The sequence below is a fragment of the Xanthomonas sp. XNM01 genome (genome assembly GCF_014851915.1).
Lineage (GTDB): Bacteria > Pseudomonadota > Gammaproteobacteria > Xanthomonadales > Xanthomonadaceae > Pseudoxanthomonas.
The window spans coordinates 392131-406406 of the sequence record NZ_JACVAP010000001.1 but is presented as its reverse complement, the minus strand read 5'-3'; the positions used below and the strand labels follow the sequence as shown (position 1 = coordinate 406406).

The following is a 14276-nucleotide window of genomic DNA, read 5'->3' as shown; positions in this document are numbered from 1 at the left end:
CGCTCACTGCGCGGCCCGCTCGCCGACCACCAGCACGTCGCCGTCCTTCAGGCCCGACACCTCGGTGCTGGAGCCGTCGCTGGCGCCCAGCCGTACCTGCACAGCGACGGGGCTTCCGTCCTGCAGCCGGTACACGGTGGCGCGGCGCGCGCTCATCAGGCTGCCGAGCTGGCGGTCGAAGGCCTGCCGCTTCGCGTCGTCAAGGCTGGCGCGGAAGCCGGCGAAGTTCTCCTGGAAGCGCTCGAGCATGCGCTGGCGGATCTGGCCGTCCATGCCCCCGCCCTGCCCGGCACGGACGACAGTGACGCCCGGAGGCATCCCGCCCGGACCGGCCCCACCGCCCGCGGCACGCGCCGCGCCCTGGACCGCACCTTCCATCGCCTTGCGCGCTGCCTCCTGGCGTTCACGCGAGGCCTTGGCGTCGGCATCGAACGCCGCCTGCTGCGCCGGCGTCAGGTCCAGCGTGGCGGCGAACGCCTGCAGGTCGTCGAGCATGCCGCCGCCACGCGGGCCTGCGCCGGGACCAGCCGCAGGGCCGGCCTGCGCGGCCTGTCCGGTGGGCTTGTAGCGCAACGCGGCATTGGCGACCTTGAGCACGTCGTCGCGCCGGCTGACCTCGATTTCCGCATTGACCGTCAGTCCCGGCAGCAGCGTGCCGTCGCTGTTGTCGACGGTGACCACCACCGGATAGGTAACCACGTTGTTGGTCGTGGTCGCAGCCAGACGCACCTGTTCGACGCTGCCGCGGAACTGGCGGTCGGGGAAGGCATCGACCGTGAAGGAGACGCCCTGCCCCGGCTTGACCTGGCCGATGTCGGCCTCGTCCACCGCCAGTTCGATCTTCATCTTTCCGAGGTCTTCGGCGATTGTGAACAGTTCCGGCGCCTGCAGGCTGGCTGCCACGGTCTGGCCCGGCTCGATGCTGCGGGTCAGGACCACGCCATCGACCGGCGAGCGGATCACGGTCCGGTCCAGGTTGACCCGGGTGGTCTCGGTCGAGGCGCTCTGCTGGCGGATCTGGGCCTCGGCCGATGCGACCTGCGCATTGGCCTGGTCCAGCGCCGCACGCGCCAGGTCGACGTCGCTGCGGGCGACCAGCTGCTGCCCGACCAGCTCGCTCTTGCGCCGGTAATCGAGTTCGGCATTGCGCTGGGTGGCCCTGGCCTGGTTGAGCGAGGCCCGGGCGCTGGCGATCTGCGCGTTGCCCTGCTCGATCTGCGCCTCGTAGGTCTTCGGGTCGATCCGCGCCAGCACCTGCCCCTTGGTCACCGTCGAGTTGTAGTCGACCAGGATCTCCAGCACCTGGCCGGAGATCTGGCTGCCCACGGTGACGGTCGAGGTCGCGCTCAGCGTACCGGTGGAGGAGATCGCGACCCGGATGTTGCCGCGTTCGACCGGGGTGGTCCGGTAAGCGCCCTCGCTGCCGGCCGCCTTGCGCTGCTGCCAGTACCACAGGCCGCCACCGAGTATGGCCAGCACGACGACGACGGTGACGATGCGGGACAGCAGCCGGCGCTTGCCGGTGGTGTTCTGACGTGGGGACTGGCTCATGCGGCTCGCGACGGATGGGTGAACGCCATCATTAACGCACGCGGCGCAGCGCCGTTGACACGACCAGCCAGAAGACGCGGGAGCTAGCTGTGATCTCTCAGTAGGTTGTTCATCCGGGGCATCTCTGGAAGATGGAGGTTGCGAAGCCAACCAGCCCCCAGGAGCCCCGGATGAACCTGCATAAACATGCCCGATTGACACCCCACGGTCGAGCGCTGCTCGTGCGCAGGATCCTGGACGAAGGACTCCGGGTGGAGGAAGCCGCACAGGCCAGTGGCGTCAGCGCCCGAACCGCCTACAAGTGGCTGGAGCGCTTTCGCTGCGAAGGCCTGGCCGGACTGGCCGATCGCAGTTCTCGTCCCGAGTCCTCTTCCAACGCCACAGTCGGATCAGTCGTCGAGCAGGTCCTGGAACGACGGCGGCAGCGCCAGACCTATCGGCAGATCGGCGATGCTGGAACTGGGCCACAGCACCGTAGCCCGGATCGTTCGGCGCGCCGGCCTGAACCGGCTTTCGTCGTTGGAGCCGCCCCGTGCGCAGAATCGCTACGAGCACCCCAACCCCGGCGACATGCTGCATCTGGACATCAAGAAGCTGGGCCGCTTCTGGCGACCCGGCCACCGGGTTACCGGTGATCGCACCCAGGCCAGCGATGGCGCAGGCTGGGACTATGTCCATATCGCGATCGATGACCACTCGCGCATCGGCTTTTCCTGCATTCACAAGGACGAGCGCGCGATCAGTGCCGTGCATGCGCTGATCGCCGCCCTGCGCTACTACCGGACGCTGGGCGTGTCCTTCCGCCAGGTGCTGACCGACAACGGCGCCTGCTATCGATCGGCTCTGTTCGCCCGCGCGATGCGGCGGCTTGGCCTGAAGCATCGCCGCACGCGGCCCTATACGCCGCGCACCAACGGCAAGGCCGAACGCTTCATCCAGACCAGCATGCGCGAGTGGGCCTACGCCCGCGTCTACGACACTTCCGATCAGCGAGCCGCAGAACTGACAACGTGGCTGCACGTCTACAACTGGCACCGTCCGCATGCCAGCCTCGACTACAGGCCGCCAATCTCCAGAATCACGATCCCGGTGAACAACGTGGTGGCTTTACACAGCTAGCCGGTCGACGCGGGCGCGGGCGCCGACGCCGGCGCATCCGCGCGCCGGAAGCCGATCCTGGCCGTGGTACCTGTATCCAGCGCGCTTTCCAGGCCGATCGTCCAGTCGAAGCGCTCGCACAGCCGTCGCACGATCGACAGGCCCAGCCCCGTGCCCTGCGGGTTGTCCGGGTTGGCGCGGTAGAACGGTTCGAACGCGCGCGACAGCGCCTCGCTGGACATGCCGATGCCGGTATCGGACACGCAGACGCCTTCCTTCTCCACGCGCACGACCACTTCGCCCCGGTCGGTGTAGCTGCATGCGTTGCGCAGCAGGTTGCCGATCACCACGTGCAGTACCCGAGGCGGCGCGTACAGCCGCGGCTGCCCGTCGCACTCCACCCGCAGCATCACCGGCTTGTCGCCGAGCAGGATGCGCGCGTTGGCGGCCTCCTCCTCGACCACGTCGCAGACGTTGAACCATTCGCGCTGCGGCTCGACGTCGGATTCGCGGGCCAGGATCAGGAACGCATCGACCACCGCCTCCATGTCGCGCCCCGCACGCTGGATCCGCTGCAGGCTGCGCGCGGTGCGGGCTTCCAGGTCGGGATCGGACAGGGCCATGTCGCTGGCGACACGGATCACGGTCAGCGGCGTGCGCAGTTCGTGGCTGGCGTCGCGGGTGAAGTTGCGCTCTCGTGCGACCTGGGCCTCGACCCGCTCGCCGAGCGCATGCAGCGCGCCGGCCAGCTGGCGCGCTTCGCCCTGGACATCGGCGGGAAGCCGGTCGGGAGCCAGCGCACGGACGTCGGGCTGGCGGGGGTCCCAGCGCGACACCTGCCGGGCCAGCCACGCCACCGGCGAGACCAGCCGTTTCGAGGAGCGATAGGTCAGCCAGGTCGCACCGTAGATCGCGAACAGCGTCAGCATCGCCGGCACCACCGCGAACCACAGCGCCGCCTGCACCGCCTGCGAGCGCAGGAACACCAGATACAGCGTGCCGGTGGGCTGCCGGTCGACCCACACGAGCTGATCGTCCGAGGCAAGGTCGTGGAAACCGGGAGCCAGCCCGCGCAGGTTCTGCGGCAGCGAAAGATCGGAATACCCGGCCTCCACCAGGTAGCCGCGCAGGGTGTGCGTGTTCGGTGGCGGCTGCACGCTGGACGCGTCGTGCAGCTCCCAGTAATGGGCAGCCTCGTCCTTCAGCGTGGTCTGGATGAAGCTGTACTTGAACAGCATCGCCACGATGTAGAACGCGACAAGGATCGCGAAACTCGCAATCACCATTTGCAGGATGAAAGCGATCCGGATCTTGCGGGGCAGACCGTGCGGCATCGGGGCGGGGACGTGGCGGGAGCGCGAAGTCTAGGCGAGGCGGGATCGTGGATCCGTGAGGACCCGCCCGTCATGCCCGTGCGCCGGCTCCCGGCGCATGTCCGCTTCCCCCTGGTTCAATGTGCGCGCCTCAGGACGCGACGGGCTGCGCGATGTCGGCCACGCGATAGCCGGCGCTCTGCACGGTGTGCAGCAGCGGGCGGTCGAACGGCTTGTCGATCACCTTGCGCAGGTTGTAGAGGTGGCTGCGCAGCGTGTCCGAGTCCGGCAGGCTGTTGCCCCAGATCTCGCGCTCGATTTCCTGGCGGCTGACCACGCGCGGCGACTCGCGCATCAGGATCGTCAGCAGCTTCAGGCCGATCGGCGAGAGCTGCAGTTCGCTGCCGCCACGGGTGACCCGCATGCTGACCGGGTCAAGAACCAGATCGGCGACGGTCAGCACTTCCGAGCCCACCTGGCGGCGCTCGCGACGGATCAGGGCGCGCAGCCGCGCCTCCAGCTCCTGGATCGCGAACGGCTTGGTCAGGTAGTCGTCGGCGCCGTGGCCGAGGCCGGTGAGCTTGTCGTCCAGCGTGTCGCGCGCGGTCAGCATCAGGACCGGCGTGGACTTGCGGGCGTCGCTGCGCAGGCGGCGGCAGACTTCGATGCCATCCAGCCGCGGCAGCATCAGGTCCAAGATCACCGCGTCGTAGCTGTTCTCGGCAGCCAGACGGTATCCGTCGAGTCCGTCCGAGGCGTAATCGACCTCGAATCCACGGCCTTCCAGGTACTCGCCAATCATCTCTGAGATGTTGCGGTTGTCCTCGACGACCAGGACCAGACCGGACGTTTCTTTACCCTGACGCATGTCGCCTCCATGTCTTCAGCTTTGTGAAACATGCAGGAGAGCCGGTGGATGCGGCGTGAAGGAGAACACGACCCAGCACGCACCGGAAAAACCCCTTGAGAATCAGACCCGTGGCATGTGTCAAAGCAGCGGTTCGAGGGCCGGCCAGACCGTCTCCAGCACCTTGGGCTGGGCAGCGGCAGTCGGGTGCAGACCATCGGACTGCATCAGTCCGGGCTGCAGCGCCACGCCCTCCAGCAGGAACGGCACCAGTCCGGTGCCGTACTGGCTCGACAGCTCGCTGTAGCTGCGGCGCAGCCGCTCGCGGTAGGCCGGCCCATAGTTGGGCGGTACGTCGATGCCCAGCAACAGCACCTTCGCCCCGGCGTCACGGCTGAGCACGATCATCTTCTCCAGATTGCCGCGCAGCTGTACCGGAGTGAGTCCGCGCAGCGCGTCGTTGCCGCCCAGTTCGATCACCACCACCGATGGCCGGTGCTTCTGCAGCAGGCCCGGCAGGCGGGTCAACGCGCCGGAGGTGGTCTCGCCGCTGATGCTGGCATTGACCACGGCAGGCGGCGGTTTGATCTCGCGCCTGATCCGCTGCTCCATCAGGCTGACCCAGCCGGACTGCACCGGTATGTTGTGGGCTGCACTGAGGCTGTCTCCGACGACGAGCACCGGACCTTTGGCACAGGCCAGCGCCGGTACCAGCAGCAACCATGCAAGCATCCACCAGCGCAGCACGCGCGCCTTGTCCATCCGCATCTCCCGGAGCGTCCCATCGACAGTCTGCCCCCCCGCACCAGCAGTACCGTCCACGCGATCGACGTACGCGGTATCGGCAAATCGGTCACCGGCCCGGAGGGGACCGTCCGCATTCTCGACGGGGTCGACTTGACGGTCGATGAAGGCGACAGCATCGCCATCATCGGTGCATCCGGCTCCGGCAAGACCACCCTGCTCGGCCTGCTGGCCGGACTGGATCTGGCCAGCGAGGGCGAGATCACGCTTGCCGGCGAACGCCTGGGCGGGCTGGACGAGGAGGCCCGCGCCGCACTGCGTGCGCGTCTGGTCGGCTTCGTGTTCCAGAGCTTCCATCTGCTGCCCTCGCTCACCGCGGAGGAGAACGTCGCACTGCCGCTGGAACTGGCCGGACAGGACGATCCGCAGCGCGTGCGCGAGGTGCTGGAAGCGGTCGGGCTCGGCCACCGGGGCCGCCACTATCCGCGGCAGATGTCCGGCGGCGAGCAGCAGCGCGTCGCGCTGGCCCGCGCCTTCGTCGCGCGGCCGCGGATCCTGTTCGCCGACGAACCCACCGGCAACCTCGACCAGACCACCGGCCAGCACATCAGCGCGCTGTTGTTCGACCTGAACCGGCAGACCGGCACCACCCTGGTGCTGGTGACCCACGACCCGGTACTGGCCCGCCGCTGCCGGCACGTGTACCGCCTGGACGGCGGCCGCCTGCACCGCGTGGACGGCGCCGCATGAATCCGTTGCGCCATGCAACGCGCTCGCTGCGGCGCGAGTTCCTCGCCGGCGACCTTCTGACCGTGTTCGCCGCGCTGGTGCTGGGCGTGGCGGTGATGACCGCGGTCGGCACCCTGGTCGACCGGGTGATGCTGGCGCTGACCAGCAGCGCGGCCGAGGTGATCGGCGGCGACCTCGGCGTACGCGGCCGCGAGGAGATCCCGCAGGAATTCGCCGACGAAGCCGCGCGGCGCGGCCTGCGCGGCACCTACATGGTCGGCTTCCCCAGCGTGCTCTTCCATGGCGAGGCCAGCCAGATGGCCAGTGTGCGCGGCGTTGGCGAGGGCTATCCGCTGCGCGGCACGCTGACCGTCGCCCGCGACCGTGCCGGCCTGCAGCAGGAAAGCGCCGGCGCGCCCGCGCCCGGCGAGGCCTATGCCGATGCGCGGCTGCTGGACGCGCTCGGGCTCGGCATCGGCGACAGGCTGGAGTTCGGCGCAGGCGAGGTACGGATCACGCGGATGCTGGTGTCCGAACCCGACGCCTCCGGTGAGCTGCTGCAGATGGCGCCGCCGCTGATGGTCAACCGCGCCGACATCGACGCCGGCGGTTTCCTCGGCCCGGGCAGCCGGGCCTCGTACCGGCGGATGTTCGTTGGCGAGGCCGACGACATCGCCGCGCTGCGCGAATGGCTGCAGCCGCGTCTGAACGGCCTGCGCCTGGTCGGGCTGGAAGACGCGCAGCAGGGTCTGCGCGACACCTTCGACCGGGCTGGCCGCTTCCTGTCGCTGTCTGCGCTGCTGGCGGTGCTGCTGGCCGGCGTGGCCACCGCGCTGGCCGCGAACCGCTTCGCCCTGCGCCGGATCGACAGCGTCGCCGTGCTGCGCTGCCTGGGCGCGCGCCAGCGCGACATCCTGTCCGCACTCGCCCTGCAGTTGCTGCTGCTGGCGATCCCGGCCTGCGCGCTCGGCATCGGCCTCGGCATGCTGGCGCAGACCGTCCTGGTCGAGATCCTCGGCAGCCTGGTGCCGGCACGCCTGCCGCTGCCGCAGGCCGGCCCCGTGCTCAGCGGTGCCGGCATCGGCCTGGTGCTGCTGCTCGGCTTCGGCCTGCCGCCGCTGCTGCGGCTGCGCGGGGTACCCCCGATGCGGGTGCTCAACCGCAGTTTCGGCACGCTGCCGCCGGCCTCGCTGCTGGTGTATCTGGCCGCCCTTGCGGCGACCGTCGCGCTGGCGGTGTACGCGACCGGCGACGCCCTGCTCGCCGCCTGGGTGCTCGGCGGCCTGGCCGTGCTGGCGCTGCTGGCCGGCGCAGCTGGTGCGACCGCGCTGTGGCTGCTGCGCCGGATCCAGGGCCGCCTGCACGGGCCGTGGAAACTCGGCCTGGCCGCCCTCACCCGCCGCCGCGGCCTGGCCGTCGTGCAGCTGGTGGGGTTGTCGCTGTCGCTGTGCGCGCTGCTGCTGTTGGCGGTGATCGGCCCGGGCCTGCTCGGCCAGTGGCGCGACCGCCTGCCCGAGGACACGCCGAACTACTTCCTGCTCAACATCCAGCGGGAACAGACCGAGGACGTCGAGCGGCTGCTGCGCGAGGCCGGCGTGGCCGAGCCGGACCTGCAGCCGTTCAGCACCGGCCGCCTGGTCGCGATCAACGGCCAGCCGCCGCAGCGGCTGCAGCGCGATCCGGGCGACGACGAAGACGACGCGAACCGGCCGGTCAACTTCTCATGGCGCAGCACCTTCCCTCCGGCCAACACGCTGGTCGAAGGGCGCTTCTGGGACGCAGGCAGCACCGCGGCGGAAGCCTCCATCGAGGAGGGCTGGGCGCAGCGCTACGGGCTGGCGCTCGGCGACAGCGTCAGCGTGCTGATGGGCGAACAGGAGCGCAGCTTCACCGTCACCAGCATCCGCAAGGCCGACTGGGATTCGTTCCAGGTCAACTTCTTCCTGCTGGTCAACGCCGGCGCGGTTGGCGATGCGCCGTACAACCTGATCTCCAGCTTCCATCTGCCCTCCGGCGAGACCGGCCGCCTGGCCGGCATCGCCCGCGCGTTCCCGAACGTATCGGTGCTGGACATCGATGCGGTGCTGGAACGGGTACGCGAGGTGATCGAGCGGGTCGCGCAGGCGGTGCAGGTGGTGATGGGCTTCAGCCTGGCCGCCGGCGTGCTGGTGCTGCTGGCCGCGCTGCAGGCCACCGCCGGCGAGCGCCGCTACGACAGCGCGGTGCTGCGCACGCTGGGCGCGCGCCGCGACCAGCTGCGCAATGCCGTGCTGGTCGAGTTCGGTGCGCTCGGCCTGCTGGCCGCGGTGCTGGCCGGCGGTGCGGCCGCGGTGATCGGGGTGACCGTGTCGCAGCAGGCCTTCGAACTGGCGCTGGCGCCACCGTGGGCGCCGCTGCTCGGCGGCGCGGCGATCGGCGTGGTGTTGAGTCTACTGGCCGGCTGGTGGGGCACGCGCCCGATCCTGCGCACGCCACCGGCGCTGGCATTGCGGCAGGCCTGAGGCAACGGATAGCCGCCCATGCTAGGGGCGGCCCCATCCCGCGCGTGGGCATGGTTTCCTGCGTTCGACCAGCGCCGGCATCGGCTCACTTCGACGAAGGTGCGTCGATGCAGATGCCAGAAGCCTGCGCCGACGCGTGCACGGGAACGTGGGCCGCCTCCATGCGCCGGAGCGCATCCGCGCGTTTCCGATCCACCACGGCGCGCTCCGTGGCCCATGGCTGCCGGGCGCGGGAGGCCTGCGGAGGCACTGCGCCCGGGGCGATGATCGACACACGATGGGACCTCGGCCGCGCTGCCGTATGCTGCGCCGGTCTCCCCTCGCCCCTGCCGCCATGCCGACCTCCCTGCCGCTGTCGTCCTACCTGATTCCAGTCGGCCTGCTGCTGGCCAGCAACGTGTTCATGACCTTCGCCTGGTACGGGCACCTGAAGTACAAGAGCGCGCCCCTGCTGGCCGCGATCGTGGTCAGCTGGTGCATCGCCTTCTTCGAGTACAGCCTGATGGTGCCGGCCAACCGGATGGGCAGTTCGGTGTACTCGGTGGTCCAGCTCAAGACCATCCAGGAGATCCTGACCCTGGTCGTGTTCGCGGGCTTCTCAGCCTGGTATCTGGGCCAGCCGCTGAAGTGGAACCATTACGCGGCGTTCGCGCTGATCGTCGGCGCGGCCTTCCTGATGTTCTACGACGGGGGGGCGTGAGCGCGTCCGGCGCGCTCAGAAGCGGATCCGGCCGCTCAGGATGTCCTTGAACATCACCCAGTCGCCGGCGAACGAGTAAAACGGATGGCGGAAGGTCGCCGGGCGGTTCTTCTCGAAGAAGAAGTGCCCGACCCAGGCGAAACCGTACCCGCAGACCAGCGCCGCCAGCAGCCACCAGGGCCTGCAGGTGAACGCGGCGACACCGACCAGCGCCAGCACGCCGCAACTGCCGATGAAGTGCAGCCGCCGCGAGGTGCGGTTGGCGTGTTCCTGCAGGTAGAACGGATAGAACTCGCTGAAACTGGCGAAGCGTCGCATCGTGCGCTCCCGGTCCGGCCCGTACGCACGATAACAATCGGGCCGCGTGCATGCGGGTGCAGCGCAGCACGCATCCTGCCCGCTTCAGGAACTGGCTGGAACGCCAGTGCGCGATGCACTGGCGCCGGACCGCGGTCCGCGGTCGCGACGCGCCGGTCAGGCCTGCCGTGGCGCGAACATGATCACCGCCATGCCGGCCAGGCACAGACCCGCGCCGAAAAGATCCCAGCGGCTGGGACGCACGCCGTCGACCGCCCACAGCCAGATGATCGCCAGCGCCACGTAGACCCCGCCGTAGGCCGCGTAGACCCGGCCGGTCGCGGTCGGGTGCAGGGTCAGCAGCCAGGCGAACAGCGCCAGGCAGGCGACCGCCGGCAGCAGCAGCCAGGCGCTGCCGGCATTGCGCAGCCACGACCAGACCAGCCAGCAGCCACCGATCTCGGCAAGCGCCGTAAGCGCGAACAGCAGGAACGTGGTCACGCGTCTTCGCCGCGCTCGCGCCGCTTGACCCGGTTCCAGCAGGCTTCCTGCTGCTCCAGCGTCAGCGACGACAGCGGCGTGCCCTCGTCCAGGGCCTGCTGTTCCATCGCGCGGAAACGGCGCTCGAACTTGAGGTTGGCCTGGCGCAGCGCCGCCCCGACATCGACCTTCGCGTGCCGGGCGAGGTTGGCGCAGACGAACAGCACGTCGCCGATCTCGTCCTGCAGGCGCGCGTGGTTGTCGGCCACCGCGCCGCGCGCGAACTCGGCCCGGACTTCCTCGATCTCTTCCTGCAGCTTGGCGATCACCGGCGCCGGGTCCGGCCAGTCGAAGCCGGTCCGCGCGGCGCGCGACTGCAGCTTCACCGCACGTTGCCACTCGGGCATGCCGCGGCCGATGCCGGCCAGCGCCGACGTGTCGGTGTCGCCGGCGGCAGCGCGCTCGGCCCGTTTGATCGCCTCCCAGTTCAGGGTCTGCGCATCCGCGTCGGCGACCTGCGCCTGGCCGAACACGTGCGGATGCCGGCGCAGCATCTTGTCGCTGATCGCGGCGACCACGTCGCCGAATCCGAACGCACCCTGCTCGTCGGCCATCTGCGCATGGAAGACGACCTGCAGCAGCAGGTCGCCGAGCTCATCCTTCAGTGCAGCCAGATCATGGCGGTCAATCGCATCGGCGACCTCGTAGGCCTCCTCGATCGTATAGGGCGCGATGCTGGAAAAATCCTGCTCGATGTCCCACGGGCAGCCATGCACGCGATCACGCAGCCGCGCCATGATCGCCAGCAGCCGGTCGATGGAACGCGGATCGTCGCTCATGCATCCACTCCGGTCAGGAACGGGACGCGCACTCATTGCTCCGACGATGAGGTGCCGTCCAGCCAGGCGCGCCACGGCAGCTCGGTGTCTCCGAGCGCGATGAAGTCGCCGTTGAGCAGCGATTCGCGGCGGTTGTAGCGGAAGGCCTTGCCGGTATCGGCCGACAGCACCGCACCGCCGGCGGCCTGCAGCACGCACTGGGCGGCCGCCGTGTCCCACTCCGAGGTCGGTCCGAAGCGGGGGTAGACGTCCAGCCCGCCTTCGGCGATCCGGCAGAACTTCAGCGAGGAACCGAGCGCGACTTCGTCGATCGCCCCCATCCGCTCGAGCACCTGCGTGGTGCGCGCGTCGCGATGCGAACGGCTGGCGGCGACCCGCAACGGCGCGGTCGCCGGCGCGCGTACGCGCAGCGGGTCGTCGCGGTAGCCGTCCCGACGATAGGCGTGCTCGCCGCGTACCGCGTGCCAGACCAGCCCGCTGACCGGCGCCTGGACCACGCCGAGCGCCGGCGCGCCCTGGTCGATCAGCGCGATGTTGACGCTGAACTCGCCATTGCGCCGGATGAATTCGCGGGTGCCATCCAGCGGATCGACCAGCCAGTAGGCCGACCAGTGCCGGCGCGTCTCCCACGGGACATGCGCCGACTCCTCGGACAGGACCGGCAGGTCGGGCGTCAGCCGCTCCAGCGCCTCGACGATCACCCGGTGGGCGGCCAGGTCGGCGGCGGTCAGCGGGCTGGCATCGGCCTTGTGGGCGACGTCGAAGCTGCCGTTGTAGACGTCCATGATCGCCGCGCCGGCTTCACGGGCGATGGCGATGACGGTTTCGCGCAGGTCACCGGTGATCCGGATCATCGGGCGGACAACCATTCGCGGGCGATGAACAGCGCGGCCAGCGAACGTCCCTCGGAAAAATCTTCACGCAACATCAGTGTGTCCAGGTCCTGCAGTTTCCAGGGAATGACCTCGAGCTCCTCCGGTTCGTCGCCGGGAAGCCGTTCGGGATAGAGCCCGCGCGCGACCACCAGCCACGACACGTGGCCCATGTAGGTCGGCGCGAGGGTAAGCTGGCGCAGCACGTCGATCCGTCGCGCACCGAAGCCGGCCTCTTCCTTGAGTTCGCGGTCGGCCGCCTGTTCCGGCGTCTCGCCCGCGTCGATCCTGCCCTTGACCAGGCCCAGTTCGTAGCGGTGCACGCCGGCCGCGTACTCGCGCACCAGCAGCACGGTGTCCTCGTCCAGCATCGGTACGACGACGACCGCGCCATGGCCGCGACCCAGCATCCGTTCGAAACGGCGGCGCTCGCCGTTGGAGAACTCCAGATCGAGCTGCTGAAGCCGGTAAGGCCCGGCATCGTGCTCGCTGGTGCCGTGGATCACGGGCAGGCGCCTGCTCATCGCAACGCCCCGCGGCGCGACCGCGTTGCGGCCGATATCATGGCGGGATGCACGAGCGTACTCATCAGCGGCGCATCCTAGCAGACCGGCCGGCGGCGGGGACGCTGCGCATCCGGCCGCCGCACCATGCGCGTCCGTACCGCACTCCCACTGCTGCATCCACCACCTGCTGCGTGCCCGGGGGCACCACCACATGCGCCTGACCCGCTGCTGCATCGATCTGCCCCTGCAGGCAGGCAACCGTATCGCCCTGCCCGAGCGCGCCGCCAACCACCTGGTGCGGGTGCTGCGCCTGCGCGAGGGCGATCCCTGCGTGCTGTTCAACGGTGACGGCCACGACTATGCGGCGCGGGTGGCCGTGGCCGGCAAGCGCGAGGTGCTGGTGGACGTGCTGTCGGCCAGTGCGGTGGACAACGAATCGCCGCTGCGCATCACCCTGCTGCAAGGCATTGCCCGCGGCGAGAAGATGGACCTGATCCTGCAGAAGGCGACCGAACTGGGTGTGGCGGCCGTCGTGCCGGTGGTGGCCGAACGGACCGAGGTCAAGCTCGACGCCGAACGCACCGACAAGCGGATGGCGCACTGGCGCAGCGTGATCGAATCGGCCTGCGAACAGTCCGGACGCGCGTCGGTCCCTGCGCTGGCAGCCCCCGCCCCGCTGGCCACCGCCGCTGCGGCCAGCACCGGCCTGCGCCTGACTCTGGACCCCGGCGGCCGGCACACGCTGCGTTCGCTGGATGGCGATGCCGCATCGACGGTCTGGGTGGCCATCGGCCCGGAAGGCGGCTGGTCGCCGCGCGACCGCGACACGCTGCAGGCCGCAGGCTTCGAAGGCCTGGCGCTGGGCCCGCGCATCCTGCGCACCGAGACGGCCGGCCTGGCTGCGATCGCCGCGCTGCAGGCGCGGTTCGGCGATCTCTGAAGGCAACGGACGCACACGCACGGTCGCCTGCCGCGACGCGCCATCCACGTGATGCACGCGCGCCGAGCGATGCCGGGTCGTGGTGGCCCGCCCGATGGCGATGCGGACGCTGCCGGCGTTGCGCGTGGCGGTCGATCAGGTGCCGATGACCGGGGTCGGGCAGCGCGCACCGCTCGCCGGATCGGCCGGCAACAATGGCGTACGTTTCCGGCGCAGCTCGACCATCGCGTGCCTCATCGGCGGCGTGATCGGCGTGCAGGCCCTGCTGCGCGCCGCGTCCGGCGGGTGACGCGTCGCATCGCCTGCCGCATGCAGGATGGCCGCGGCCATCCCCCGCGCGTCGTCCGCGACCAGGCAGGCGCCGACGCGCCAGCCGGTGGCTCAGGCCTTGTCGGCCAGCGCCTCGCCGATCATCCGCTCCACGCCTTCCAGGTCGGGAAGCAGCGCGCTCTGCTCGCCGAGCAGCACGCGCATCTGGATGCCGCGCGGCAGGTCCTCTTCGGCCGCATCGGCCAGCAGTCCGTCGCGCGGCACCGAAACCAGCTGCGGGAACAGCGAGGTCTGCAGCGCGAAGTACGGCAGGGTCTCGTCGTTGCCCAGGCCTTTGAGCACCACCACGCGGTTGTTGCGCGTCGGCGGGTCCACGCCCAGGTCGGCCAGCCTGGAGAACGACACCAGCGGCACGTTCCAGCCATGCCAGGCGATCTGCCCGGCCAGCCAGTCCGGTGCGTCGGCAATCGGTTCGACCGGCACCTTGGCCAGCACCTCGGCGACGGTCGCGTTGGGCAGCAGCAGCCGTTCCTGACCGCTCTGGATCAGGACGCCGCGCACTTCCTCGGTGTTGTATCCCATGCTTGTT

At 69.9% G+C, this 14276-nt stretch carries 15 protein-coding genes and 1 pseudogene; 6 read left to right on the top strand and 10 right to left on the bottom strand.

The features are described from left to right. Positions 1-3 precede the first annotated feature (3 nt). Complete coding sequence (locus IB242_RS01765) at positions 4-1551, bottom strand: efflux RND transporter periplasmic adaptor subunit (RefSeq protein WP_192275478.1); 1548 nt, start codon at positions 1549-1551, stop codon at positions 4-6. A gap of 170 nt (positions 1552-1721) precedes the next feature. Here IB242_RS01765 and IB242_RS01760 point away from each other — a divergent pair. Beyond that, positions 1722-2670: pseudogene (locus IB242_RS01760) on the top strand (IS481 family transposase). Here IB242_RS01760 and IB242_RS01755 read toward each other — a convergent pair. From IB242_RS01755 to IB242_RS01745, 3 genes are all read right to left on the bottom strand, one after another. Further along, positions 2667-3983, bottom strand: coding sequence for a HAMP domain-containing sensor histidine kinase (locus tag IB242_RS01755; RefSeq protein ID WP_192275477.1), 1317 nt, complete (start codon positions 3981-3983; stop codon positions 2667-2669). The pseudogene IB242_RS01760 and the gene IB242_RS01755 overlap by 4 nt on opposite strands. A gap of 130 nt (positions 3984-4113) precedes the next feature. After that, complete coding sequence (locus IB242_RS01750; protein ID WP_192275476.1) at positions 4114-4830, bottom strand: response regulator transcription factor; 717 nt, start codon at positions 4828-4830, stop codon at positions 4114-4116. A 120-nt stretch (positions 4831-4950) separates the two neighbouring features. Next, entirely contained in the window at positions 4951-5577 is a 627-nt protein-coding gene (locus tag IB242_RS01745) for an arylesterase (protein ID WP_192275475.1), read from the bottom strand. A 72-nt stretch (positions 5578-5649) separates the two neighbouring features. Between IB242_RS01745 and IB242_RS01740 the strand changes: the two genes are divergently transcribed. The 3 genes from IB242_RS01740 (at position 5650) to IB242_RS01730 (ending at position 9483) form a co-directional block, all read left to right on the top strand. After that, positions 5650-6303, top strand: a complete 654-nt coding sequence (locus IB242_RS01740; RefSeq protein WP_192277617.1) for an ATP-binding cassette domain-containing protein — start codon at positions 5650-5652, stop codon at positions 6301-6303. Beyond that, positions 6300-8783 carry an FtsX-like permease family protein gene (locus IB242_RS01735; RefSeq protein WP_192275474.1) on the top strand — a complete coding sequence of 828 codons (2484 nt, stop codon included), beginning with the start codon at positions 6300-6302 and terminating at the stop codon, positions 8781-8783. Before IB242_RS01740 ends, IB242_RS01735 begins: the two co-directional genes overlap by 4 nt. 334 nt (positions 8784-9117) lie before the next feature. Then, positions 9118-9483 (top strand): DMT family protein, encoded by a 366-nt coding sequence (locus IB242_RS01730; RefSeq protein ID WP_192275473.1) that lies wholly within the window; start codon positions 9118-9120, stop codon positions 9481-9483. Between the two features lie 15 nt (positions 9484-9498). Here the strand turns inward: IB242_RS01730 and IB242_RS01725 are convergent, their stop codons facing one another. The 5 genes from IB242_RS01725 to nudE all read right to left on the bottom strand — a co-directional run bounded on the left by IB242_RS01725 (position 9499) and on the right by nudE (position 12495). Next, positions 9499-9801 carry a DUF962 domain-containing protein gene (locus tag IB242_RS01725; RefSeq protein ID WP_192275472.1) on the bottom strand — a complete coding sequence of 101 codons (303 nt, stop codon included), beginning with the start codon at positions 9799-9801 and terminating at the stop codon, positions 9499-9501. A gap of 156 nt (positions 9802-9957) precedes the next feature. After that, the gene (locus tag IB242_RS01720) at positions 9958-10281 is read right to left on the bottom strand and encodes a YnfA family protein (RefSeq protein WP_192275471.1); all 324 of its coding nucleotides are present in this window, start codon (positions 10279-10281) and stop codon (positions 9958-9960) included. Next, entirely contained in the window at positions 10278-11099 is an 822-nt protein-coding gene (mazG, locus tag IB242_RS01715) for a nucleoside triphosphate pyrophosphohydrolase (RefSeq protein ID WP_192275470.1), read from the bottom strand. The genes IB242_RS01720 and mazG overlap by 4 nt, the downstream gene beginning before the upstream one ends. A gap of 32 nt (positions 11100-11131) precedes the next feature. After that, the gene (gene cysQ / locus IB242_RS01710; RefSeq protein WP_192275469.1) at positions 11132-11953 is read right to left on the bottom strand and encodes a 3'(2'),5'-bisphosphate nucleotidase CysQ; all 822 of its coding nucleotides are present in this window, start codon (positions 11951-11953) and stop codon (positions 11132-11134) included. After that, positions 11950-12495 (bottom strand): ADP compounds hydrolase NudE, encoded by a 546-nt coding sequence (gene nudE / locus IB242_RS01705; RefSeq protein WP_192275468.1) that lies wholly within the window; start codon positions 12493-12495, stop codon positions 11950-11952. The genes cysQ and nudE overlap by 4 nt, the downstream gene beginning before the upstream one ends. A gap of 193 nt (positions 12496-12688) precedes the next feature. On the opposite strand from nudE, the gene IB242_RS01700 reads away from it, so the two are divergent. Together IB242_RS01700 and IB242_RS01695 are read left to right on the top strand one after the other, a co-directional pair. Beyond that, positions 12689-13417 carry a 16S rRNA (uracil(1498)-N(3))-methyltransferase gene (locus tag IB242_RS01700; RefSeq protein ID WP_192275467.1) on the top strand — a complete coding sequence of 243 codons (729 nt, stop codon included), beginning with the start codon at positions 12689-12691 and terminating at the stop codon, positions 13415-13417. A 100-nt stretch (positions 13418-13517) separates the two neighbouring features. Further along, entirely contained in the window at positions 13518-13706 is a 189-nt protein-coding gene (locus IB242_RS01695; protein WP_192275466.1) for a hypothetical protein, read from the top strand. A 92-nt stretch (positions 13707-13798) separates the two neighbouring features. Here the strand turns inward: IB242_RS01695 and IB242_RS01690 are convergent, their stop codons facing one another. Then, positions 13799-14269, bottom strand: a complete 471-nt coding sequence (locus IB242_RS01690; RefSeq protein ID WP_192275465.1) for a chemotaxis protein CheW — start codon at positions 14267-14269, stop codon at positions 13799-13801. Between the last annotated feature and the right edge of the window lie 7 nt (positions 14270-14276).